A 22,036-nucleotide genomic window follows, 5' to 3' on the forward strand; every position below is an offset into this window, starting at 1 on the left:
CCTACCACCGCCGTCGACGCCAACGATCCCTGTCCCGGTTGACCCCTATCGAGTACGAGACCATCATGACCCCACCGGCCAGTCAGGCCGCGTGACTGAAACTGTCACCTATCGGTGCAGCAGACCCCAGCGCCTCTGAGCTGCGACAACTCCGACCGAAGATCATCGGGCACAGCCAGGGCACAACTCAGGCATGATCTTGGCTCGCGGTACGTTCAGACGATTGCCGTCTGCCTGCCGCAGGAGGCTGCCGACCAGGCCGCGCGGCGGTCCTTCTTCGGCAGCCAGTGCACGTAGGTTTCCAGGGTGATCCGCAGGTTGGCGTGCCTCAGCGCCTTCTGCACCTTCTGGGGCTCGGCACCGTTGCTCATGAGCGTGGTGGCGAAGAAGTGCCGCAGGGAGTGGAATGTTCCTTCCTTCGGCCACCCGGGGCCTGACGCCAGTCCGCCCACAACTCCGACCGATCGAGTTACCGGGCCGCTTTTGTTGTGCTCCGGGCAGGTCGGCAAGGCTTTCCGAAGCTCGATCGCCGGTTGCCGGAGAGTCATACTCGGCGCGGTACGGCTTCCTCCTGCCAGCGGTAGAGGTCGCGCAGCAGGGAGATCTCGGCGCCGTGATGGATCAGCTCCCTGTTGACGTGCAGGATCCTGTTCTCCATGGGAAACCGCTCGGGGCCAACCGATGGCGGATTCTCCAGGTCAGCGTCCGAGAGGTCGCGAACCCCCGTGTTCCATCTCGCATACATCTCATCGAGCTGTTTCAGCGCCTCGTCAGCGGTCCCCGCGTAGGCGAATGTCTCGGAGTCCACGTCCTGGCCGCCGAAGTACCATCCGACCCGATAGCCCAGGCACGAGACGATAATGTGCGCCAGCCGCCAGGCGATCGTGGTCACTGGCGCCGGCACCGGGCCAGGGAACACGTAGTCCATCGTCCATTCCCCCGAACCTTCCGACATCGGTGCGGCCGACGTACCCCGTGGGCGGATACTCCAGCAGCCGCGCACCGGCTCCCAGAAGTACTCCTCGTCGGTAAGACCCTCCAGCCGTGGCCGCAGGTTCTTGCACCAGTACCAGTCCAACTGCTCCGAGAGCTGCTCGCTTCTTGCCACTTCCGCACCCTACGTACAACGGAGAGCTGGCTGCGACCCTCGCGGACGGCGGGCCATTGTCTGCCGCGTGCCCGGTCCGTGCCCATTGTGGGCGCGGTTCGGCTTCGCCGATGGGCGTTCGGGATCAAGCCGATCGTTGGGACGCTGTGCGGCAGCGGTTAGGTACCGCTAGTCGGATATTGGCCGGGTGACATGCCGGTCAACGGCGTGCGGCGACTGAAGTCACGCCGCGCTGGTAGCTTGACGCGTCCCGCGAGAAGTGGAGTCTGTCCGTGCCGAGGATGGTGCTGCGTAGGTTGGTCGCGGTGGTGACCGTCTCCATGGTGGCGGCGTGCGCTTCTTCGACGGCTCATCCGGTGGATCAGTCGGCGAGCGGGACGAGGCCGGCGACGACGCCACCGTCCCCAGCAGTTCCGGCGACGGGCGGATCCGGGTATTCGGCGGCGCTGTCCGCACGCTTGGTGACTCCGGACTCGCTGCCGCCCGCGTTCACTGTGGACATCGCGACTGTCATGGCGCGGGATGCTGGGGACAACCCTTCCGGTGGCGACTCATCCTGTACGCCCGAGATGATCCCGCTGCTGTCGGCCCGTCGGCTGACCGGCACTCCGTCGGCGATCGCCGCAGCCACCCTCAGCTACGACGTGGGTCCCGATGACCTCTGGGTGGGCACCGAAGTCCTCAGGACCTACGCCGATGACGGTGCCCGACGAGCGATGGCCGACCTGCGAGCCTTCATCGACCGTTGTCCCACCGCTTCGCCGTCCGCCCAGCTCGGCGGCGGTAGCTACCGCTACGCATCGGCGCCAGGGCCTCAGTTGGGCGATGAGAGTGTCCACGTCAGCTGTACCGCGACGTCGGGTGCTGACGCGCTGAAGTGGGACGTCCTGCTCGTCCGGATCGGGACCACTCTGGTGGTGATCCAGGAGGAGGGCAACAAACCCGGCAACGACGAGCTGCTCACCCAGGTCGCCGAGGCTGCGCTCCACAGATACCAGTCGACCGGATCCTGAGCCCGCCGTCACTCGCGCCGCGCGGCTCCGCGCATCGCGTACACCACAAGGCCCGTGACCGCCAGGACGGCCGCGACCGCCGCCGCCGGCCGGCTGTTGTGGGGTTGGCCCTGCCAGGTGGCGAGGGCACCCCACGTGCTCGGCTGGGGGAACAGGGCGGCGACGACAGCCCAGCCCATGGGGAGGAACCAGGCGCGGGCCGCGCCCACGACCGCCGCGCAGAGGGCGGTCAGGCCCAGCAGGCCGGCGGAGTCGCGGACCACAAGCGCGGCGGGGCCGAAACGGGCGCCGGTGGGTTGGGTGGCGAGCAGCACGACGAGTACGACCGCCAGCGCGGCCAGCAGATGGACGGCTCGGCGCCACGGCCAGTGCAGTGCGGCCGCGCGTTCCAGGTCTTCGTCGGGGGCGGCAAGCGTGGTCGACAGGACGGCCACCATCAGCATGACGGTCAGTACGACGAGCAGGAGGATGGCGTCGCGCTCCTTGGCGAGGGTCAGCCAGAGCACCCAGATGAGGGCTGCGGCGCCGACCGACGCGGCCAGTGCCAGGGGTACGCGCCGTGCGCGTAGGTAGAGGGTCATCGGGACAGTAGTCCGGTGGGGTCCTGGCAGGTCAGGAGCGCGTCGCGTACCGCCGTCACACGGGAGAGCGCCTCCGGTGCCGGCAGCTTCCGCAGGCCCCGCCACAGCGCGATCGCCACGGCGTTGAGCTGCGGATCCTCCTCGATCATCCCGGGGATGACGCCGACGTCGGAGACCGGCTCGCGGCCGAGCAGGTGGTACGCGGCTGCCCGTTCGACGGCAGCGTTGCGCTCGCATTCCGGGTCGCCGTAGCCGGCGCCCAGGCCGAAAACCATCTCGGGGACCACGGCGTCGGGATGGGCCAGGCCGCCGTGGTCGTCGATCCGGACGGCGATCGTGACGATGTCGGCGTCGCGAGCGGGTGCGTCCTCGATGAGGTAGGCCCGCCTGTCCTCGTGCACCTGCGTGGGGGCGTCCGGCAGTTTCGCGAGGGCGGCCAGGCCCTGGCGGGCGAGTGGGGTGAGCGCGTCCAGCACGTTCGCGTTGACCCGGGTGACGCAGACCTTCGGCGCGTCGTCGGTGCAGACGAGTTCGCGGGCCACGGGGTCGATCGGTGCGATGAGGGCGGCGTCGTCGCGGGGGACGATCGCCGCCGCGACGCCGAAGCCGAGCAGCACCGGCAGTGCGGCGGCCACCGACGTCCGCGGGCCTCGGGCGACCAGCAGCAGTACGCCGGTCAGCGCGAGCCCGCCCATGAAGAGGGCGAGCACGGCGGTGACCCGCGCGTCGATGGTCTGGAACGGGTAGAACGGGTTGCTGCCGTAGGCGGGTGACAGGATCGCGCCCATCCAGTCCGGCCGCATGATCGCGGTGAAGAAGACCAGCAGCACACCGGCCACGGCGAGCACGGGCGCGGTCACCAGAGCCGGCAGCAGTCGCCCGATGCCGAGGCCGAGCCAGGCCGCCGCGACCAGGGAGAGCGCGCCGACAAGCGTGATGGCGACGACGTCCGGCGGGAAGTAGGCGGCGGTCGAGGCGATCCGCACGCCCCCCGCGCCGACCACGAGCAGGAAGGCGAGCCCGACCGAGGCTCCCATCGCGACGAGGACCGGCAACATCCGGCGGGCGCGGGACCGGGGCGTGGTGGCGAACAGTTCGCCGACCTTGGCCCGGTGCTCACGGCGGCCCTGCCATGCTCCGGCGGCCAGGGCGATCGGCCACAGCAGGATCATGTACTCCTTTGTGGTCAGCGCGAGGGACATCCAGCCCGCCGACCAGCGTCCCGGGGCGGTGAAGAGGGCGGCGACGCCGACCGTCAACACGATCAGGGCGGCGCCGGCCGCGGCGGAGCGCCGCAGCTCGATCCCGAGGACGCTCATCGGGCGGCCTCCGCGAGGTGGCGGCGGAGCAGGGCCGAGTAGCCGCGTTCGGCGGCGCTGTCCCCCGGGTGGCGATCGTCGCCCTGCTCGGCCAGCGCGGCGGGTGTGCCCTGCCACACCAGCCGACCCTCGTTGATCAGCACGACCTCGGTGCAGGCGGCGACCACGTCCTCGACGAGGTGGGTGGAGACCAGTACGCAGGCGTCAGTACCCAGGTCGCGCAGCAGCTCGCGCAGGTCGAGGCGCTGCTCGGGGTCGAGGCCCACGGTCGGCTCGTCCAGCAGCAGCACCTGCGGGTCGTTGACGATGGCCTGGGCGACTCCGGCCCGGCGCAGCATCCCGCCGGAGAGAGTCCTGAGCTTGGCGTCGGCCTTGGCGCTGAGCCCCACCCGGTCGATCGCGCGCTGCGTGGCCGCCGGGATGTCGGGCTTCGGCATCTCCTTCAACCAGGCCAGGTACGACACGAACTCGCGCACCGTGAACCGCGGGTAGTAGCCGAAGTGCTGCGGCAGGTAGCCCAACGCGCGCCGGGCGTGGCGCAGGTCGGCGCGGCCGTCGACCGAACTGCCCAGCAGGGTGAGTCGACCTCCGGCCGGCTTGAGCACCGTGGCGAGGGCACGCATCAACGTCGTCTTGCCGGCGCCGTTGCGCCCCAGCAGGCCGTGCACGCCGGTGCCCAGGCTCAGGTCGAGCCCGTCGACGGCCAGGTGGCGGCCGGCCCGTACCTTCAGCGCCTCGGCGTGGATGGCCCAGGGGTGGATGGTGGCGGCCGTCTCGGCCGTACTCACCGCTCGCATGGTTGTTCCCTTCAGAACGAGGTGACGCGCCGGAAGCTGTTGGCGCGCAGGAGGGTCAGGGTGGCCAGCACGACCGTGACGACGGCCCAACCGCCGGTGGCCGCCGGCTGGAGGAGCACCGGAAGTTCGGCGGTGGCGAGGCTGGGCGCGACCACGGCCGCGGCCCAGGCCGCCATCAGGCCGACCGCGGCGCGGTGGACGCCGACGAGGGAGCCGAGCAGCAGCGTCGCGGCGGTGAAGGCCAGGCACGGCAGCAGCATCAGCGCCAGGTCCGCCCGGCTGTCCCCGAGGACGGCGAACGCGGCGAGCACCGGGATGACGAGGACGAGCACCACGGCGGTGCGGCGCAGCAGCATCGTCAGGCCCGCCGAGGGGGTGCCGACGATCAGCTCCCAGGCCGGGTCGCCGCGTCTGCTCCAGGCAGCCGCGACCCCGGGCAGCGGCGCCAGGGGCGCGAGCAGCAACACGATCGACGGCAACTCGGACAGGAAGTACGTGAGCACTGCCGCGGTGCCGAGCACGCCGGCGGTCATGGCGACCCACGGCAGCAGCGCCGCCACGAACCAGCGCTGCCGCACCGGCGTACGGAAGAAGCTCCTGGATCGTGGGGCGGGGCCGGCGGCGATCCCACGGTCGACGGCTGCCGCGACCTCGGCGACCAGGGCGCGCGACTCGGCGGTGGTGCTGCCGGCCAGGCGCGCGCGGCAGTCCGCGCAGGTCTCCAGGTGCACCTCGATCGACCAGACGGTCGCCTCGTCGAGGCCGGGATCGCCGTCGGCGTAGCGGTCGATCTCGTTCAGGGTGGGATGCGTGGTCATGACAGTGCCTCCCGCAGGACGATCCGGGCGCGGCGGATCCGGGACTTGACGGTGTTCTCGGGTACGCCCAGCAGCACGGACGTCTCGCGCACGGTGAAGCCGTCGAGGACTGTGGCGCGCAGCACCGCCCGGACCTCGGGAGGCAGCACGGCGAGCGCCTGTTCGAGTTCCTGCCCGACGCGGCCGGCCAGCACCTCGTCCTCGGCGGCGGGTACGACCGTCTCGACCTGGTGCACCTGCGGCGTCCGGGCCTGCCGGGAGCGACGCCGGAACGCGTCGACCAGGCGGTGCGCGGCGATGGTCCACAACCAGCCGACGGCGCTGCCGCTGACCTGGTCGCCGGCGAAGCTGCCGGCCGCCCGCCAGAGGGTCAGGTAGGTCTCCTGGAGGACGTCGGCGACCACGTCCGCATCGGCGCACCGACGCCGCAGCCGCACCTCCAGCCAGGGCGCGGTACGCCGGTACAGCTCGTCGAAGGCCCGCCGGTCACCGTGGGCCACGCGACGTACGAGTTCCTGCTCGTCGGCCGCGTCCAGACTTCGTCTCACATCAGGTAAGACGACGGCCCCCTCGCGATCGGGTCACGCCTCGGTGTGACCGCCGTCACCATCGCTGACGCGGTCGGGCGTCAAAGGCGTTGCACGCCCCCCGGGTCGGCTGGTTAGGTTGACGCCATGTCCAGCTCGTACGCGTTCCCGACGGCGTCCACTGACGTCCTGTTCGGCGCGCTGCGACGCCGGCGGTCCTGCGACCGCCCGCGCTGAGCATTCCTCACCTGCGACCGGCGGATCGAGCCGCCGGTCGTCACCGATCGTCCTCGGTCCGCCCGCATCCCCTTCCGGTGATCCGCGAGCGGCGGATCCGAGCGAGATCGGCGTACCCATGGATCTGGAAAAGCTGCTGACCGACCGGCTGGCGCCGGCGTTCGCGACGGTGGCCGGCGTACCGGTGAACCCGGTCGTGCGGCGGTCTCCGCGCGCGGACTTCCAGTCCGACGCGGCGCTCGCGCTGGCCCGGCGGCTCGGCCGGCCGCCGCGCGACATCGCGGCCGAGGTGCTGGGGTACGCGGACCTGGCCGACGTGTGCAGCGTCGCGGAGGTGTCCGGGCCGGGCTTTCTCAACCTGACAGTCGCCGACGCGGCCCTGGCCGCGCTGGTGTCCGCGCTCGCCACCGACCCCCGGCTGGGTGTGCCGGTGACCGCCGAACCGGAGACCGTGGTCATCGACTACTCGGCGCCGAACGTGGCGAAGGAGATGCACGTCGGCCACCTGCGCTCGACGGTCATCGGCGACGCGGCGGCCCGGCTGCTGGAGTGGCTGGGGCACCGGGTGCTGCGGGCCAATCACCTGGGCGACTGGGGCACGCCCTTCGGCATGCTGATCGAGCATCTGGCCGATCTGGGCGAGGCCGAGGCCGCTCACGAGCTGTCCATGGGGGACCTGGACTCGTTCTACAAGGCGGCTCGGGCGAAGTTCGACGCCGACGGGGCGTTCGCCGAGCGGTCCCGGCTGCGGGTGGTGGCCCTGCAGGGCGGCGATCCGGTGACCCTGCGGCTGTGGCGGCTGCTGGTGGAGCAGTCCGAGCGGTACTTCATGACCGTGTACGACAGGCTCGACGTCACCCTCACCGAGCGGGACTTCCACGGCGAGAGCAGCTACAACGACCTGCTCGCGCCGGTGGTCGACGACCTGGGTCGGCTCGGGCTGCTGCGCGAGAGCGACGGCGCGGCCTGTGTGTTCCCGCCCGGTTCGGTGGGCCGGGACGGCGAGCCACTGCCGCTGATCGTGCGCAAGTCCGACGGCGGGTACGGCTACCCGGCCACCGACCTGGCGGCGATCCGGCAGCGGACCGGCGCGCTGGGCGCGACCCGCCTGCTCTACGTGGTTGGGCTGCCGCAACGGCGGCACTTCGAGATGGTGTACGCCGTCGCCGCGCAGGCCGGCTGGCTGTCCCCGCCGGCCCGGGCCGAGCATGTCGGGTTCGGCTCGATCCTCGGAGCGGACGGGCGGATGCTGCGCAGCCGGGCCGGCGGGTCGGTGAAGCTGGTCGGCCTGCTGGATGAGGCGATCTCCCGGGCGACCGCCCTGGCCCGGGAGCGGAACCCGGAGCTGGGCGAGGCGGAGGCGGCCGAGGTGGGCCGGGCCGTCGGCATCGGCGCGATCAAGTACGCCGACCTGTCCAACGACCGGCACCGGGACTACGTGCTCGACTGGGAGCGGATGCTGTCCCTGGACGGCAACACCGCGCCCTACCTCCAGTACGCGTACTCCCGGATCCGGTCCATCTTCCGGCGGGCCGGGATGGCTGCCCGGCCGGACGCGGCCGTCTCGCTGGCCGAGCCGGCGGAGCGGGCGCTCGCCTTCGAGCTGGTCGGCTTCGGCCGGGTGGTCGGCGAGGTGGCGGAGAACCTGGAGTTCCATCACCTCGCCGGCTACCTGTACCGGCTGGCCGCGGCCTTCAGCGCGTTCTACGAACGGTGTCCGGTGCTGCGGGCCGACGAGCCGGTCCGGGACAGCCGGCTGGTGCTCTGCGACCTGACCGCCCAGGTGCTCCGGCAGGGGCTGCACCTGCTCGGCATCCGAACCCCCGAACGGATGTGAGCGGAGGTCCGCAGCCTGGCGCCGACGGCCGACGTAGCTATCCTCTTCAGGTGCTGGTCCGTGTGGAGATCGTTGACACGGGTCCGGCACTGCGAAGGGACTTTCGACATGCCCCGTGTGGTACCGGCGGTCATCCGCGCGCTCGACGTCCTCGAACTGTTCCTGGACCACCCACAACTGTCGGCCCGCCAGGTGATGGAGCGGCTCGATCTGCCCCGCACCACCGTCCACGAACTGCTCGTCACGCTCGAAGCCCGCTCGTACCTGATCTCCGTACCGGGTCAGCCGGTGCAGTATCGGCTCGGCATGCCGCTGTTCCAGCTGGGCGCGGCGTTCGCCGGCCGGCTTGACCTGGTACGCGAGGCGCAGGGCGTCGCGCGGGACGTGGCCGCCAAGTGCGACGAGGCGGTTCATGTGGCGGTGCTCGACGGCGCCGATGTCATCTACCTCGTCAAGTTCGACAGCACCCACCCGGTTCGGATGGTCTCCGGCGTCGGGTTGCGGCTGCCGGCCCACTGCACGGCGGTCGGCAAGATCCTGCTGTCGGGTCTCGGTAAGGCGGACCTGGACGCCGTCCTGCTGAAGGACCCCCTGCCGGGCATGACGCCGGACAGCATCACCGACCCCGATCGTCTACGCGAACATCTCGAACGTGTCCGCGCGGAGGACGTCGCGGTGGACATCGGCGAGTCCGACAGTGCCATGCGCTGCGTCGCCGCAGCGGTCCGGGACCATTCCGGCGCCATCATCGCTGGGATGAGCCTTTCCGCGCCGATCATCCGCTGGACGCCGCAGGCGCAGGTGGAGTGGACCGGGCTGGTTCGTGAGGGCGCAGCCGCGCTCTCCACCCGCATGGGCTACCGGGCGCAGCCCCGATAACCAGCCTCCCGTTTTCGGTTCGAAATAACATCGAAACATTGACACCTGTCGTACGGGTGCTCTAGCGTCGCGTCCACTCGATCCGGTATATCGAACCTAGTTCGAAATTTCGAACGGCGGTGGTCCCGTGACCCGACCGAACTGGAACGTCAGCGCCACTGTCTCGGCCCGGTCGCCGATCGCCCTGGCCTCGTCGCGCCACTCGGCGTGCGGCACCGGCAACCCACGAACGAGCTGATCCCGACGGATGGCCGTCCGTGGTCGCCACCAAGAACCCAACTGGAACACAACCATCGCGGTGTTCGCCAGGTAGGCCTTCGGCGTGCAGCCGTGCGCGGGCAGATGAAGGAGGCGAGTGTCCATGAAGGACAACCCGATGTGGTCTCGGCGCGGCTTTCTGGGGATGGGGGTGGGAGTGCTCGGCGCGGCCGGTCTGGGCGCGTGTGGAGGCGAATCCGAATCGCCGACCAGGGTGCAGCCGGAAGTCCCGCAGGAGCTCATCGACGCCGCCGCGGCGATGAAGGGCTCCTCGATGGGGATGCTGTCGCAGAAGCTGTACTCGACGGCGGCGAACGACGCCCTCGACAGCTCGATCAAGAAGTTCGCCGACACCACCGGGACGAAGATCGAGAACAGTCTCGTCCAGGCCGACGCCGGTGACGTGGTGGCCAAGATCGACGCCGAGGTCAAGGGCGGGGTGGCCCGTGACCTGGCGTTCATGACCGACTCACGGTTCGTCGCGCAGTTCCAGGCGCTCGGCGACCTGGAGGACGTGACGGACGTCGTGCAGGCGCTGACCGCCAAGTACGGCGAGCCCTGCGCCGAGGCCAAGAACTTCTGCGTCTTCGACGGCAGGTGGTTCGCGATCCCGTACCACTTCATCGGTATCGGGTCGTTCCTGCGCAAGGACTGGATGAAGGACAAGGGCATCACCCCCAAGGACATCTACAGCTGGGAGGAGCTGCGCGACCTCTGCCTGGAGATCTCCGATCCGGCCAAACGCCGGTTCGGCTGGGGCATGACGGTGAACCGGTCCGGTGACGGCAACGGCATGATCGAGGCCCTGATCAACGCGTACGGCGGGTCGATCGCCTCCAACGACGGTAGGAAGGTCACGTTCGACTCCCCCGAGACGGTGCAGGCGGTGGCCTTCCTGGGCGACATCTACACCAATTCCAGGTACAAGCGGATGCTGCCGCCGGGGGTCGCCAGCTGGACCGACACCAGCAACAACGAGAACTGGCTCGCCGGGATCCTCGGCTACACCCGCAACCAGTTCAGCGTCTACGCGGACTCCCGGACCAAGAAGAACCCGGTGTACGCGAACACCCACGTCTTCTCCGACTGCATCGGGCCGGCGACCAACAATCCCCTGCTGCTCGGCCAGTCGCAGGGTTTCGTCGTCTTCAAGGGCGCGAAGAACCCGGCGCTCGCCAAGCTCCTGGCGCAGTACCTAGTCAGCGCGCCCGCGCTGCTCGGGGTGGCGAAGGAGGCACCCGGCCTGGTGATGCCGGCCTGGGAGAAGGTCTGGGACGCCGACCCGTTCTTCACCAGTGGCGACCCGGCGTTCCCCATGCTGCGCAAGATCACCGAACTGAAGCTGCCGCTGAACACGAAGAACGGCCTGGCCTTCCCGCAGAAGGCCAGCGCGGGCCAGCAGGCCGTCGGCGCGGCCTACGTGCTCACCGACATGATGCAGCAGGTCGTGCAGGGCACCGCGCCGGCGCAGGCCGTGAAGGCGGCCCACGCGAAGATGGTGCAGATCTTCAACCAGCAGGGGCTGCCGCAGTGAGGTCGGTCCGTCCCGCGCGGGTCCCGGCGGCGAGGAAGTCCCCGCCGCCGGGACCCGGCTCTCTCACGGCGACCCAGCGGCGGCTGGGTCGTGACTGGCGACTGGCCGCACTGTTCCTCGCACCCATGGCCGTACTGGTCGGCGGCCTCGTCCTCGTGCCGATCGCCCGGTCGATCATCACCAGCACCACGGAACGACACGGGCAGGACACCGTGTTCGTCGGCGCGGACAACTACCTCGCCCTCATCGGCGACGAGCAGTTCCACACGGGCGTGGTGAACTCGTTCGTCTTCACCGCGTACGCCGAGATCTTCAAGGTGGTGCTGGGGCTGGCCGCGGCCCTGCTGCTGCACCACCGGCGCCGTGGGCGGGCCGTGCTGGCCGGGCTGCTCCTGGTGCCGTGGGTGGTGCCGACGGTGGTGACGGCGTTCAGCTGGCGCGCGCTGCTCGACCCGATCTTCGGCAGCGTCAACACCCTGCTCACCGCCACCGGGATCGGGCCGCTGCTGGCCAGCGCGCACCTGGTCGACAGCTGGCCGGCGGGCTGGCTGTCCGACCCGTCGCTGGCCATGCCGTCGGTGATCCTCGTCAACGTCTGGAAGGGCGTGCCCTTCTTCACCGTGTGTTTCCTCGCGGGGTTAAAGGCCATCCCGGCGGACCTCTACGAGGCGGCGACCATCGACGGCGCCTCCTCGTGGCAGCGGTTCGTCAACGTGACGCTGCCCGGCCTCCGCCACGTGATCACCGTGACGGTCACCCTGTCGTCGATCTGGACGTTCAACAACTTCGACCTCGTCTGGTTGCTGACCCAGGGCGGCCCGGGCGACGTGACCGCGCCGTACGTGCTGGTCGCGTACTCGAAGGCGATTCTGCAGTTGCAGTACGGCGCCGGCGCGGCGGTCACGCTCGTCATGCTGCCGATCATCGGCGGGCTGGTGTTCGTCCTGGTCCGGTTGCTGCGCCAGGACACCGGCATCAAACTGCCGAGGCGACGCCGGTCGGCACTGTGGCTCGGGACGCGGCGGTGGGCCGGGACGGCGCGCAGGGCGCTGCCGTGGGTCGTCGCCGCGGTGGTCACCGGCCTGCTGGCCTGGGCATCGCCACAGATCTTCTGGAAGGCGGCGGTCGTCCTCGGGGTGATCCTGCTGATCGCGGCGGCGGTCGGCCGGGTGGTCTCGACCCTGAACGCCCGGGGCGGTCGCCGGTCGTCGTCAGTCGTGTCGGGCCTGGGGTCCTGGGTCGCGCTGGCCGGGTTGCTCTTCTTCGTGCTGGGCCCGCTGTACTGGATCGCCGTCACGGCCTTCAAGTCCGAGGGCCAGGTCGTCATGCGCACCGACGACCTGTGGCCGACGCCGTGGACCATGGAGCAGTTCAGCGCCCTGTTCGCCAACCAGCCGTTCGGTCGCTGGTACCTCAACACCCTGCTGGTGTCCGCGGCGTCCACGGCGGTGGCGCTGGTCTGCGCCGCCCTGGCGGGATACGCGCTGGCCCGGCTGCGGTTCCGCGGGGCGCAGGGCTTCACCGTCACGGTGCTGCTCACCTACGTGATGCCGGGCGCGCTGCTGTTCATCCCGCTGTACCAGATGCTCATCGGCGCGCGGCTCACCGACTCGTTGTGGTCGCTGGTGGTGACGTACCCGACCTTCACGCTGCCGTTCGCCACCTGGCTGCTGGTCGGCTACTTCTCGTCGATCCCCGTCGAGCTGGAGGAGGCCGCGCTTGTCGACGGCTGCACCCGCATCCAGGCGTTCGGCCGGGTGGTGCTGCCGCTGGCCAAGCCGGGGCTGCTGGCCGTCGCCCTCTTCACCCTGACCAACGCCTGGAACGAATTCCTCTTCGCATTCGTGTTCATCACGAAGGACGAGTACAAGACGCTCCCCGTGGGGATGCAGTCGATGATCGCCGGAGACGTCGTACCGCAGGGACAACTCGCCGCGGCGTCGCTGCTCGTCAGCATCCCCGTGGTCATCATGTACGCCCTCGGGCAGCGCTTCCTCACCGATGGCCTCACCGCCGGCGCGGTGAAGGGCTGATCGGGTGCCACTCCGGACAGGAATCGTCCGCAATTCAACCTGCGTGCCAGCGGTCAGGGTCAGGCGTACGCGAGCAGGAAGTCCACGGTGCCCGTACCGCCCGGCTGGCCGGGCGGGGTCGGGAGGCCGGGTTCGCTGTTCAGGACGTAGAACCCGCCGTTGCCGACCAGTCGCGGGGTGACCGCCAGCGCCTGGTCGGCCATGTTCGCCCCGGTCGGTCGCACCACGCTGTCGCGCAGCAGCGTGAACAGGTTGGTGTTCAGGTTCGAGACGTGCAGCACGCGGTAGGAGCGGGGCGCGGGCATCCCCGTGCTCGTGAGGCCCCAGATCGGGACGATCTGGGTTCGCCAGTTCACCGGGTTGTTGGTGATCGCGGTGTCGTAGTTGTTGAGTTGGGTCTGGATTCCACTGTGGATGCCCGCCAGGTGGATGTGCAACTGGTCCTGCTGCCGGGTGGTGGCCGAGTTGATCCCGAGCCCGATGTTTGGGTAGACGACGTGCGACGGTTGCCCGGGTTGGGCGTTGATCCACGCGTCGAGCCAGTAGTTCGGCGCTGCGGCGGTCGCGATGAACGGGCACTCGATGCCACTGATCCGGCAGGTCGGCACCAGCAGGAAGTTGTGGTTGTTCTGCGGCGCGCCGTTGAGCACCACGTAGTCGGACGTCGTGCGCAGGCAGGTGGTCGGCGGCGTGGTCCTCGTACCCAGGCAGACCTGGACCCGGTCCCAGAGGTCGTACCTGCCGCCGGTGTCGGTGGGGAAACCGCACAGGGTCGACGGTGTCGGGCAGGTGGCACCGCCCGGGGCGGGTGGCGACGGTTCGGGTGACCGGCCACCGTCGGCCATGCCGCCGTCCGCGCCGGCCAGCGCCAGGAGTCCGCCGGCCCCGGCGACCCCGGACAGCTTGACGAACTGGCGTCGGTACATCAGATTGGTCCGCTTTTCGCCGCTCACTGTCACCCTCCGCACCCCTCCCTCTCGCCGATTCACATTCGGATGCGAAGGCTGGAACGGACTCACGTTAGGACGAATCACCGTCGCGCGAACGGTCACCGCAAGCGAGTCGCCTGATCGTGTCGCCGGCGTGGCGGGCACAACGAGCACGCCTCACGGTACGAGGTGCTTCTCGAACCAGTGGTGGGCGTAGCGCTCGGTGTTGTACGCCTCGATCTCGCGGTAACCGGTCGCCCGGTACAGGGCGATCGCCTCGGTGAGGTTGCGGTTGGTGTCCAGCCGCACAGCGGTGGCGCCGCGCTCGGCGGCGTACCGCTCCAGCTCCCCGAGCAGCCGGCGTCCCACGCCGAGCCCGCGTACGGTGTCCGCGACCCAGACGCGCTTGATCTCGGCGGGCTCGTCGCGGTGGAGTTTGACGGCGCCGCAGCCGATCGGTTCGGCGTTGAGGGTGGCGAGCAGGAGCGCCCCGGCGGGCGGGACGAGTTCGTCGTCGTGGACCGGATTGCTCAGCGCGGGGTCGAACCCGTCGTCGAATCGCCGGGCGACGTCCCGGGCGTACGCGCGCAGGCAGGCGCGGGCCCGTGGGTCGCCCGGGGGGCACGGCTCGATGACGACCATCGAGCCGATGAGCAGCCGCTCGACCTCGGCCATGGCGGTGACGAGTCGTTCACGGCGGTGCTCGCTGAGGGGTTCGAGGATCGAGGCGGCGAGATCGTCGGACCGCTTGTCGAGCTGGGTCCATTCGGCCCGACCGGCACCGGTGAGCCGGGCTGCGCGTACCCGGGCGTCGCCGCCGGCCTGGTCGGCCGGCCCCACCGTGACCAGCCCGTCGTTCTCCAGGGTGCGCAGGAGCCGGCTGAGGTATCCCGAGTCGAGGCCGAGCCGCGCCCGCAGCGCGGCGACCTCGGCGCCGGCGGGGCCGATCTCCCAGAGCAGGCGGGCCTGCCCGAGGGGACGACCCTGGGCCATGTACTCGTCGTCGAGGGCACCCACCCGCTGAGTGACCGTCCGGTTGAAGCGCCGCACGGCGGCGACGAGCGCGGAGTCCATATACCTGACTTTAGTCAGGGAAAGGTGTTTCAGTGAACCCCGTGCTCGCCGGCGCGGGGCGCGGGTGCCGCAACGACAGCCGATTCGGTCGCGGCTCGGGCCTGCTCGAAATCCAGGAGGTCGTTCACGGCGTCGATGAAGGACCTGTCGAAGTCGCCGTAGTACAGCTCCTGGGCGACGCGCCAACGGTCACGGTTGGCCGGGACCGCGAGGACCTTGTTCAGGAACGTCGACGCGCCCTTCATCTCCGTCGCCATCCGCGCGAAGTCCCCGTCGTACAGGTCGTCGTAGAAGCCCTGGAAAGCGTCGAGGAGAACACTCAGATAGGCGATGCTCCGGGCCTCGTCAAGGCTCACCGAGCGATCCAGGCCGTGCACCTCGTACAGGAGTTCTGGATGCTCCAGGGTCGCTTCGTTTGCCACCGCGAACCCCTGGAACAGGTGGGCCACATTCTGCCGCTGTAGACCCTTTCCGGCGATCTCGGCGCTGCGGAGAGCGCCCTTGGCGTTCTGTAGTGCGAACCGGGCGGCAATGAGTGCCACCACGGCGGAGAGGGCCGACGCCACTACCGCGATAACGTCCATCGGGAAAGTCGCGCTCCTACCTTTTGTGGGGTGAACCACCCAAGGTAGCACTCCAGGCGAAACACGGTCCGAACAGCGATTTCGGCCCCTGGCCGTCTGATTCTGCCCACCTCACCCCGATCGGCGCCGGCGGTAGCGCATGACAGCGACCCGGTCCAGGCGACCGCCGCACCGGACAGCACGACCAGGGCGGCCACCCGGGGCCACGAGATCCGCCGATGGATCGCCAACGAGAACAGGATCCGCCCGACGAGGAACAGCGTCGGTCCACCCAGGATGGCCAGGACAGCGTTCGTGTCGCCGGCCACGGTGGGGTGGGCGATGCTCAGTTCCGCCCCGACCGCCGTGACCACCAGCCCGGCGACCATCACCAGGTGCAGATAGCCGGTGATGACGCCGAGCCGAGCCGGGTCGGCGTGCTCGATGGCCGGGGCCAGACGCACCCCGGCGGGCGTCACGTAGAGCAGCCCGATCAGCACGGCGGTGGCGAAGAACAGCAGGAACGCGGCGGTCTCCGGCAGGTCCAGGCGGGTGTCGGCGTACGAGAGGCCGGCGACCAGGACGAGCTCACCGAGCGCGATGATCATGATCTGCTGGTACCGCTCCGCGAAGTGCTCGCCGGCGAGGTGCAGTTCCTCCGGCGCGGCGCGACCCAGGCGGGGCGTCGGCCAACCGAGTCGTGGGCCGATCACATCGATCGCGAGTGCGAGCACCCACAGCGGCACCCGCCAGTCCGGCAGGAACGCGCCGGCCAGCCACGGCACCCCGGAGAGGCTGTACCAGGTCATGATCCGCAGCGCTCGACGTTGCCGTGGGTGTCCGCGCAGCGTGACGGCGGTGATGATGCTGCGGCTCCTCCCGGGTGGCACGCACGCCCTGCGTCCGTCGTACCACCCGGAAAGGCCACCCGAGGCGAAAGCGGGTCAGCGGCGGACGCCGACCCCGGCGTAGCCGTGCGAGTCCACGAGTTCCGGCTCCCCGTCCGGCCGCCACCGGGTGGTCTCCACCAGGCCGGGTTCCACCAGGTCGTACCCGGTGAAGAAGCGCAGCGTCTCGGCGTGCGTACGCGGCACCAACGGCGCGCTGCTGTTGCGGTAGATGGCCTGCCCGCGCTCGGCCAGCTCCGGCGCGATGCCATCCAACGTCAGGTGGGACAGCACCAGGTGACTGCCGGGCACCGTGGAGTCACGCAGCCGGGCGACCGCCGCCCACGGGTCGTCGGCGTCCGACACGAAATGCAGCACCGCGAGGAGCAGCACCGCCACCGGCCGGTCCAGGTCGAGCGTGCCCCGCACGTCCGGGTGCGCCAGCAGGTCGTCGGGCCGCCGCAGGTCGCCCTGCACGACGGCCGTGCCGGGCACGTCCGGCAACAACTCCCGGGCGTACGCGACGGCCACCTCGTCGTAGTCGACGTAGACCACCCGCGCGTCCGGCGCCACCGTGCGCACCACCTCGTGCACGGTGCCCTGGGTGGGCAGGCCGGCGCCGATGTCCAGGAACTGGCGTACGCCCTGCGCGGCGGCGTACCGCACGGCCCGGCGCAGGAAGTGCCGGTTGGTCTGGGCGGCCACCCCGGTCTCCGGGAAGAGGAAGATCTCCAACACCCGGTCGGCGGCGGCCCGGTCGGCGGCGAAGTTGTGGCTGCCGCCGAGGAAGTAGTCGTACATCCGGGCGACGTTGGGTCGGGCGGTGGCGTCGGCTGCCGGCTGGTCGGTCACGAGGGGTCCCTTCGACGGCGCGGTCGGATCTCGATGTCTAGCACCCGGGGCGACGACCCGCCGCCCCCTCGTGTCGTTGATCCGGCTGCGCCCATGGTCATCCCAGACCACGGTGGGGGCACCGACTCAACGAGGAGGGACGCCGATGACCGCTCAACGGGAGACCGTGCAGGTCGACAACGACCTGTTCCGTGCCGTGTACGACTCGCCCGGCTCGCTGCCCGGCCGGCACCGGTGGACCACCCCCGAGTCGGACGTCCGGCGGTTGGAGAAGCTGCTCGGCATGCCGCCGCGCAGCATCGGCGCCCCGCTCTGGGTCAGCGGCGACGAACCGGACTGCCCCAAGTGCGGTCGGCGGATCACCTGGTACGACATCGTCTCGTCGGCGCTCTCCGGCCTGCACGACAAAGCCATGATCGCGACCGTCATCCTGGGCGAGCGCAAGTACGTCAACACCGAGGTCCCCGACGCCATCGCCGGTGTACGGTGCTCCGACTGCCACATCGCCATCGACGGTCTGCGCAGCTTCAAGTGCCACAACTGGGCGTACGCCTTCGAGGCGCTGGAGGCCGTCCGCGAGCGGATGGCGGGCGGCCCGGCACCCGCCTGAGCGGGTGCCGGGGTGAGGTCAGTCGGCGGAACGGCGGGTCGGGCGGCGACCGGGCGGGGAGGGCGGCTCCGGGCCGGGGTCCGGCACCTGCGGCATCGGGCGGGTGACCGGCGCCTCGCCGTGGTGCCACAGCTCGACCTCGACGTCTGCGCTGGCGTCGGGCAGTTCGTAGCGGGCCTCGGTCGGACTCAACGTGACCCGCAGCCGGTCGCCGCGCCAGCGCAGGTTGAACGCCAACCGGTCGAGCCGCCCGGGTAGCCGGGGGTCGAAGGAGAGCACCCCACGGTCGTCGCGCATCCCACCGAAGCCCTGCACCAGCGCCAGCCAGGCACCGGCCAGCGACGCCAGATGCAGCCCGTCGGCGGTCTTGTCGCCCAGGTCCTCCAGGTCCTGGAAAACCGACTCGGCGAACAGGTCGTACGCCAGGTCGAGGTGCCCGACCTCGGCGGCCAGCACCGCCTGCGGTGCGGCCGACAGGGACGAGTCGCGGACCGTGCGGGCCTCGTAGTAGGCCAGGTTGCGGGCCTTCTCGTCGGCCGTGAACTCGCCCGGGTCGAGCTGCATGGCGAGCACCAGGTCGGCCTGCTTGACCACCTGCTTGCGGTACAGCTCCAGGTACGGGTAGTGCAGCAGGAGCGGGTAGTCGTCCTCGTCGGTGGCCGCGAAGTCCCACTCCGGCTGCTCGGTGAACCCGGCGGCCTGCTGGTGCACCCCGCGCCCACTGTCGTACGGGATGAACATCGCGTCGGCGGCGGCCCGCCAACCGACCACCTCGGCGGAGTCGACGCCGAGCCGGCCGGCCAGCTCGGAAAGACGCTCGGCGGCGTCCGCCGCGCCACGCAGATTACGCCGCGCCATCAGGTTGGTGAACAGGTTGTCGTCCACCAGGGCGGCGTACTCGTCCGGGCCGGTCACCCCGTGCAGGTGAAAGGCGCCCGAGTCGGACCAGTGGCCGAAGCCGTGCCACAGCCGGGCGGTCTCCACGAGCAGTTCCAGCCCGGCCTCGGCGAGGAACCGCTGGTCGTCGGTGGCCGCCAGGTAGCGCAGCACCGCGTCGGCGATGTCGGCGTTGACGTGCAGCGCGGCGGTGCCCGCCGGCCAGTAGCCCGAGCACTCCCGACCGCCGATGGTCCGCCACGGGAACGTCGCGCCGGTCAGCCGCAGCTCCGCGGCCCGCTCCCTGGCCTGCGGCAGGTGGGCGTGCCGCCAGCTCAGCGCCGAGCGGGCCACCGCCGGGGCCAGATAGGTCAGCACCGGTAGGACGTACGTCTCGGTGTCCCAGAGCACGTGCCCGTCGTAGCCGTTGCCGGTCAACCCCTTGGCCGAGATGGTCCGGTCCCCGTCCGGGCGGCCCGCCTGGATCAGGTGGAACATCGCGAACCGGACCGCCTGCTGGAGTTCCGGATCGCCGTCGAGCTGCACGTCGGCGACCTGCCAGGCCGCGTCCAGGGCGGCCCGCTGGTCGACGAGCAGAGCGTCGAAGCCGTCCGCGCGGGCCGCGTCCGCCTCGGCCATGACCAGGTCGGCCAGCTCGTCGACGGGCGTCCCGTCAACTGTCGTGCACTCGTACGCGGCGAACTTCGTCAACCGCAGCCGCTGCCCCGGGTGCAGCCGGCCCGCCACCGTCACCCGTACCCGGTCCGGGGTGCCGTCGCCGGTGACCGCCACCGTGTCCGGTGCCTCCACCAGGTGGCTGACCGCCACCGCGACCCGCTGGCCGCTGCGCTCGGTGCGGTGCACCAGCACCCCGTCGAGACCGTCCGCGCGGTACGCCTCACCGGTAAGCGGATCGGTGAGCACCGACGCGGCCCGCGGGTCGTCGGAGCTCTCCGGCACCGTCTCGTTCGCCAGCAGGTCCGAGCAGACCCGCAACTCGACGGGCGCGTCCAGCGGCTCGACCTCGTACCGGACGGCGGCCACCGGACGGCGGGGCAGGGACACCAGCCGGGTGCTGCGGACGAGCACCCGCCGCCCGGCCGGTGAGATCCACTCGGTTTCCCGGCGCAGCACACCCGCCCGCAGGTCGAGGACCCGTTCGTGGTCGCGCACCGTCCCGGTCCGCAGGTCCAACGGCTCGTCGTCGACCCAGAGCCGGATCAGCGCGGCGTTCGGCGCGCTGACGACGGTGTCGCTTGCCTGGGGAAACGCGTACCCCTCCTCGGGGTAGCTCAGCTCGCGCCGCTCGTGGAAGCCGTTGACGTAGCTGCCCGGCATCCCACACGGCGCGCCCTCGTCGAGGACACCACGCCAGCCGACCCACCCGTTGCCCAACGCGAAGATCGACTCGGTCTCGCCGAGCCGGTCCAGGTCCGCCACCGTACGCCGGATCCGCCAGGTCTCGTCCCCCACCATCCCGGCAGCGGGCGGCGGTGGGCCGGTGGTCGAACTGGTGTGCACGAAGCCTCCTGGTGATGCCGACGTCCCCGACCAGCCAAGCAGAAACGCCTGAGTGGTTGCTGGACGAAGGTCGTGGGGCCGACCTGACCTTCGTCCGCAGCGGTGCCCCCTGCCGCGTTCCTACGATGTCTCCCGGGTGAACGGGGTATGAACATTGAGTGAGGTGATGCATGGTCGACAACGGCAGCATTGACGTTCCGGAGATCAGCGCCGAGTGGTACCGCGACGTCGTCGACGCCGCCGCCGGCAGCCCCGATCCGTTGCGGTGGTTCGTGGGGCACGCCACCGAAGGGGTGATCCTGCTCCTCGGCGCGCTGCTTGTCGTGGCCGCGCTGAGCCGCCTGTCCGGCGGCCCCCGCGACCGCGCGCTCGCCCTGGTCTCGCCGCTGCCGACCCTCCTGGCGTACGCGGGCAGCGAGTGGCTCAAGACCGTGGTGGACGAGGACCGGCCGTGCCGGACGGTCGGCCGGGCGATCATCGCGGGCGCCTGCCCACCACCGGGAGACTGGTCGTTCCCCAGCAACCACGCCACGATCGCCGGCGCCCTGGCGGTCACCACGCTGCTGCTCTCCCGCCGGCTCGGCCTGGTCGCGCTGCCACTGGCCGCGCTGGCCGCGTTCTCCCGGGTCTTCGTGGGCGTGCACTACCCCCACGACGTCGCCGCAGGCGTGCTGCTCGGCGGCCTGGTCGCCGCACTGCTGACCCCACTGCTGGCCCGCGCGACGGCCGAGGCGCTCCGCCGCCGCGCCGACCGCGCCACCCGCACGACCTCCAAGCTGGCGAGCCGCTCCCGCCCCTGACCGCCGGAGATCGCGGGGCTGGGGGTCAGGTTGTCAGGAGGAGGGCTGCCGTCGTGCCCAGCAGCAGGAACGGGCCGAACGGGAGGTGGGTGCTCCAGCGGGCCCGTCGGGCGGCCAGCAGTCCCACGCTTACCAGCGCGGACAGGGCGAACGCGAGCAGCATCCCGAGCAGCAGCACCGGCCAGCCGTACCAGCCGAGCAGCGCCCCCACGCTGAGCGCCAGCTTGGCGTCGCCCAGCCCGAAGCCGCGGCGGCCGAGCAGCAGCGTGCTGGTGGCGAAGAGCAGCGCCAGCACCGTACCGGCGGCGACGGCGCGCAGCCACGGACCCGGGGTGGCGTCGCCGAGTGCGGCCAGACCGAGCAGCAGCCAGGTCCCGGTGGCCGCCGGCAGGGTGAGCCGGTCCGGCAGACGGTGGACGGCCAGGTCGACGATGACCGCCGGGATCGTCCAGCCGAGCCACCAGGCCAGCGCCGACAGCGGTCCGACCGGCGGCCCGACCAGCACCAGCAGCACGACCGCGCCGAGCACCGTCAGCTCGACGGTGCCCGCCGGCGGGCCGACCCTCGCCCCGCAGCGGCCGCACCGGCCGGCCGGGCCCAGCGCCGGCCAGGGCCGGGGCAGGCCGATCGCCGCGCCGCAGGCGTCGCAGCCGGTCCGGTTGGCGGTGCCCGACGGTACGGCGTGCCGCAGGGCGGCCAACCGCAGCAACGGGCTGACCGCCACGATCGCGAGCCCGGCCGAGAGTCGGTCGGGACCGGGGCCGCGCCGCACCGATCGTGCCCGACTCTCGCGCCGGTCGGTCGGGTCCGGCTGGCCGGGAGCGGACGTCGGAGGGCCGGTCAGTGCCATGTCGGCCTCCCCGCTGGCACGAGTTCCCCGTCAACGTGAACACGGATCGTGACTGAACGATCGCTTCGGTGTAGCGGATGGCGCAGAAAGCGACCTGCACGCCCAAGGCGTCGGAGGCCGTCGCGGGCGGCGC

23 protein-coding genes are annotated in these 22,036 nt (G+C 70.9%); 7 read left to right on the forward strand and 16 right to left on the reverse strand.

The window, feature by feature from the left end; translation table 11 throughout:
• Positions 1-215: 215 nt before the first annotated feature.
• The 3 genes from FHG89_RS05715 to FHG89_RS32810 all read right to left on the reverse strand — a co-directional run bounded on the left by FHG89_RS05715 (position 216) and on the right by FHG89_RS32810 (position 1,622).
• A complete protein-coding gene (locus tag FHG89_RS05715) occupies positions 216-548 on the reverse strand; it encodes a tyrosine-type recombinase/integrase (protein WP_244295191.1) in 333 nt (110 codons plus the stop codon).
• Complete coding sequence (locus FHG89_RS05720; protein WP_139583299.1) at positions 545-1,108, reverse strand: DinB family protein; 564 nt, start codon at positions 1,106-1,108, stop codon at positions 545-547. The genes FHG89_RS05715 and FHG89_RS05720 overlap by 4 nt, the downstream gene beginning before the upstream one ends.
• 361 nt (positions 1,109-1,469) lie before the next feature.
• Positions 1,470-1,622: a hypothetical protein gene (locus FHG89_RS32810; RefSeq protein WP_167517349.1), complete on the reverse strand. Its 153-nt coding sequence runs from the start codon at positions 1,620-1,622 to the stop codon at positions 1,470-1,472.
• A 55-nt stretch (positions 1,623-1,677) separates the two neighbouring features.
• On the opposite strand from FHG89_RS32810, the gene FHG89_RS05725 reads away from it, so the two are divergent.
• The gene (locus FHG89_RS05725; RefSeq protein WP_139583300.1) at positions 1,678-2,121 is read left to right on the forward strand and encodes a hypothetical protein; all 444 of its coding nucleotides are present in this window, start codon (positions 1,678-1,680) and stop codon (positions 2,119-2,121) included.
• Positions 2,122-2,129: 8 nt separating this feature from the next.
• Here FHG89_RS05725 and FHG89_RS05730 read toward each other — a convergent pair whose 3' ends face one another.
• Genes FHG89_RS05730 through FHG89_RS05750 form a run of 5 tightly spaced genes read right to left on the reverse strand, consistent with a single transcriptional unit; the run spans position 2,130 to position 6,184 of the window.
• Complete coding sequence (locus tag FHG89_RS05730; protein WP_139583301.1) at positions 2,130-2,702, reverse strand: hypothetical protein; 573 nt, start codon at positions 2,700-2,702, stop codon at positions 2,130-2,132.
• Entirely contained in the window at positions 2,699-4,021 is a 1,323-nt protein-coding gene (locus tag FHG89_RS05735) for a hypothetical protein (protein ID WP_139583302.1), read from the reverse strand. Before FHG89_RS05735 ends, FHG89_RS05730 begins: the two co-directional genes overlap by 4 nt.
• Positions 4,018-4,818 (reverse strand): ATP-binding cassette domain-containing protein, encoded by an 801-nt coding sequence (locus FHG89_RS05740; RefSeq protein WP_139583303.1) that lies wholly within the window; start codon positions 4,816-4,818, stop codon positions 4,018-4,020. Before FHG89_RS05740 ends, FHG89_RS05735 begins: the two co-directional genes overlap by 4 nt.
• An 11-nt stretch (positions 4,819-4,829) precedes the next feature.
• On the reverse strand, positions 4,830-5,636 hold the full coding sequence (locus tag FHG89_RS05745; protein ID WP_139583304.1) for a zf-HC2 domain-containing protein: 807 nt from the start codon (positions 5,634-5,636) through the stop codon (positions 4,830-4,832).
• Positions 5,633-6,184 (reverse strand): RNA polymerase sigma factor, encoded by a 552-nt coding sequence (locus FHG89_RS05750; protein ID WP_139583305.1) that lies wholly within the window; start codon positions 6,182-6,184, stop codon positions 5,633-5,635. The genes FHG89_RS05745 and FHG89_RS05750 overlap by 4 nt, the downstream gene beginning before the upstream one ends.
• Before the next feature lie 334 nt (positions 6,185-6,518).
• Between FHG89_RS05750 and argS the strand changes: the two genes are divergently transcribed.
• Positions 6,519-8,237 carry an arginine--tRNA ligase gene (gene argS, locus FHG89_RS05755; RefSeq protein ID WP_139583306.1) on the forward strand — a complete coding sequence of 573 codons (1,719 nt, stop codon included), beginning with the start codon at positions 6,519-6,521 and terminating at the stop codon, positions 8,235-8,237.
• A 108-nt stretch (positions 8,238-8,345) separates the two neighbouring features.
• Positions 8,346-9,116: an IclR family transcriptional regulator gene (locus FHG89_RS05760; protein ID WP_139583307.1), complete on the forward strand. Its 771-nt coding sequence runs from the start codon at positions 8,346-8,348 to the stop codon at positions 9,114-9,116.
• Between the two features lie 96 nt (positions 9,117-9,212).
• Here FHG89_RS05760 and FHG89_RS05765 read toward each other — a convergent pair whose 3' ends face one another.
• Positions 9,213-9,479, reverse strand: coding sequence for a hypothetical protein (locus tag FHG89_RS05765; protein ID WP_139583308.1), 267 nt, complete (start codon positions 9,477-9,479; stop codon positions 9,213-9,215).
• Here FHG89_RS05765 and FHG89_RS05770 point away from each other — a divergent pair.
• Together FHG89_RS05770 and FHG89_RS05775 are read left to right on the forward strand one after the other, a co-directional pair.
• Positions 9,478-10,908 (forward strand): extracellular solute-binding protein, encoded by a 1,431-nt coding sequence (locus FHG89_RS05770; protein ID WP_139583309.1) that lies wholly within the window; start codon positions 9,478-9,480, stop codon positions 10,906-10,908. The genes FHG89_RS05765 and FHG89_RS05770 overlap by 2 nt on opposite strands.
• Positions 10,909-11,033: 125 nt before the next feature.
• Positions 11,034-12,941, forward strand: a complete 1,908-nt coding sequence (locus FHG89_RS05775) for an ABC transporter permease (RefSeq protein WP_244295192.1) — start codon at positions 11,034-11,036, stop codon at positions 12,939-12,941.
• A gap of 59 nt (positions 12,942-13,000) precedes the next feature.
• Here the strand turns inward: FHG89_RS05775 and FHG89_RS05780 are convergent, their stop codons facing one another.
• The 5 genes from FHG89_RS05780 to FHG89_RS05800 form a co-directional block, all read right to left on the reverse strand.
• The gene (locus FHG89_RS05780) at positions 13,001-13,894 is read right to left on the reverse strand and encodes a CDP-diacylglycerol diphosphatase (RefSeq protein ID WP_139583311.1); all 894 of its coding nucleotides are present in this window, start codon (positions 13,892-13,894) and stop codon (positions 13,001-13,003) included.
• Positions 13,895-14,047: 153 nt separating this feature from the next.
• Positions 14,048-14,944, reverse strand: a complete 897-nt coding sequence (locus tag FHG89_RS05785) for a helix-turn-helix domain-containing GNAT family N-acetyltransferase (RefSeq protein ID WP_139583312.1) — start codon at positions 14,942-14,944, stop codon at positions 14,048-14,050.
• 29 nt (positions 14,945-14,973) lie between these two features.
• Entirely contained in the window at positions 14,974-15,528 is a 555-nt protein-coding gene (locus FHG89_RS05790) for a hypothetical protein (protein WP_139583313.1), read from the reverse strand.
• Positions 15,510-16,397: a low temperature requirement protein A gene (locus FHG89_RS05795; RefSeq protein ID WP_139583314.1), complete on the reverse strand. Its 888-nt coding sequence runs from the start codon at positions 16,395-16,397 to the stop codon at positions 15,510-15,512. Before FHG89_RS05795 ends, FHG89_RS05790 begins: the two co-directional genes overlap by 19 nt.
• Before the next feature lie 54 nt (positions 16,398-16,451).
• On the reverse strand, positions 16,452-17,246 hold the full coding sequence (locus FHG89_RS05800; RefSeq protein WP_139583315.1) for an SAM-dependent methyltransferase: 795 nt from the start codon (positions 17,244-17,246) through the stop codon (positions 16,452-16,454).
• 145 nt (positions 17,247-17,391) lie between these two features.
• On the opposite strand from FHG89_RS05800, the gene FHG89_RS05805 reads away from it, so the two are divergent.
• On the forward strand, positions 17,392-17,856 hold the full coding sequence (locus tag FHG89_RS05805; protein ID WP_139583316.1) for a hypothetical protein: 465 nt from the start codon (positions 17,392-17,394) through the stop codon (positions 17,854-17,856).
• An 18-nt stretch (positions 17,857-17,874) separates the two neighbouring features.
• Here the strand turns inward: FHG89_RS05805 and FHG89_RS05810 are convergent, their stop codons facing one another.
• Complete coding sequence (locus tag FHG89_RS05810; protein WP_139583333.1) at positions 17,875-20,208, reverse strand: glycoside hydrolase family 65 protein; 2,334 nt, start codon at positions 20,206-20,208, stop codon at positions 17,875-17,877.
• A 215-nt stretch (positions 20,209-20,423) separates the two neighbouring features.
• Between FHG89_RS05810 and FHG89_RS05815 the strand changes: the two genes are divergently transcribed.
• Positions 20,424-21,053, forward strand: a complete 630-nt coding sequence (locus FHG89_RS05815; protein ID WP_139583317.1) for a phosphatase PAP2 family protein — start codon at positions 20,424-20,426, stop codon at positions 21,051-21,053.
• Positions 21,054-21,078: 25 nt separating this feature from the next.
• Here the strand turns inward: FHG89_RS05815 and FHG89_RS05820 are convergent, their stop codons facing one another.
• Positions 21,079-21,903, reverse strand: coding sequence for a prepilin peptidase (locus tag FHG89_RS05820; RefSeq protein ID WP_139583318.1), 825 nt, complete (start codon positions 21,901-21,903; stop codon positions 21,079-21,081).
• Positions 21,904-22,036: the final 133 nt, after the last annotated feature.

The sequence above is a fragment of the Micromonospora orduensis genome, from assembly GCF_006228125.1.
GTDB lineage: Bacteria > Actinomycetota > Actinomycetes > Mycobacteriales > Micromonosporaceae > Micromonospora > Micromonospora orduensis.

Coding starts and splice junctions, on each gene's coding strand:
- argS (WP_139583306.1), top strand. CDS start 6,519: ATGGATCTGGAAAAGCTGCTGACCGACCGGCTGGCGCCGGCGTTCGCG.
- FHG89_RS05760 (WP_139583307.1), top strand. CDS start 8,346: ATGCCCCGTGTGGTACCGGCGGTCATCCGCGCGCTCGACGTCCTCGAA.
- FHG89_RS32810 (WP_167517349.1), bottom strand. CDS start 1,622: ATGACAGTCGCGATGTCCACAGTGAACGCGGGCGGCAGCGAGTCCGGA.
- FHG89_RS05735 (WP_139583302.1), bottom strand. CDS start 4,021: ATGAGCGTCCTCGGGATCGAGCTGCGGCGCTCCGCCGCGGCCGGCGCC.
- FHG89_RS05745 (WP_139583304.1), bottom strand. CDS start 5,636: ATGACCACGCATCCCACCCTGAACGAGATCGACCGCTACGCCGACGGC.
- FHG89_RS05785 (WP_139583312.1), bottom strand. CDS start 14,944: ATGGACTCCGCGCTCGTCGCCGCCGTGCGGCGCTTCAACCGGACGGTC.
- FHG89_RS05765 (WP_139583308.1), bottom strand. CDS start 9,479: ATGGACACTCGCCTCCTTCATCTGCCCGCGCACGGCTGCACGCCGAAG.
- FHG89_RS05820 (WP_139583318.1), bottom strand. CDS start 21,903: ATGGCACTGACCGGCCCTCCGACGTCCGCTCCCGGCCAGCCGGACCCG.
- FHG89_RS05805 (WP_139583316.1), top strand. CDS start 17,392: ATGACCGCTCAACGGGAGACCGTGCAGGTCGACAACGACCTGTTCCGT.
- FHG89_RS05715 (WP_244295191.1), bottom strand. CDS start 548: ATGACTCTCCGGCAACCGGCGATCGAGCTTCGGAAAGCCTTGCCGACC.
- FHG89_RS05770 (WP_139583309.1), top strand. CDS start 9,478: ATGAAGGACAACCCGATGTGGTCTCGGCGCGGCTTTCTGGGGATGGGG.
- FHG89_RS05775 (WP_244295192.1), top strand. CDS start 11,034: ATGGCCGTACTGGTCGGCGGCCTCGTCCTCGTGCCGATCGCCCGGTCG.
- FHG89_RS05730 (WP_139583301.1), bottom strand. CDS start 2,702: ATGACCCTCTACCTACGCGCACGGCGCGTACCCCTGGCACTGGCCGCG.
- FHG89_RS05740 (WP_139583303.1), bottom strand. CDS start 4,818: ATGCGAGCGGTGAGTACGGCCGAGACGGCCGCCACCATCCACCCCTGG.
- FHG89_RS05815 (WP_139583317.1), top strand. CDS start 20,424: ATGGTCGACAACGGCAGCATTGACGTTCCGGAGATCAGCGCCGAGTGG.
- FHG89_RS05725 (WP_139583300.1), top strand. CDS start 1,678: ATGATCCCGCTGCTGTCGGCCCGTCGGCTGACCGGCACTCCGTCGGCG.
- FHG89_RS05790 (WP_139583313.1), bottom strand. CDS start 15,528: ATGGACGTTATCGCGGTAGTGGCGTCGGCCCTCTCCGCCGTGGTGGCA.
- FHG89_RS05810 (WP_139583333.1), bottom strand. CDS start 20,208: ATGGTGGGGGACGAGACCTGGCGGATCCGGCGTACGGTGGCGGACCTG.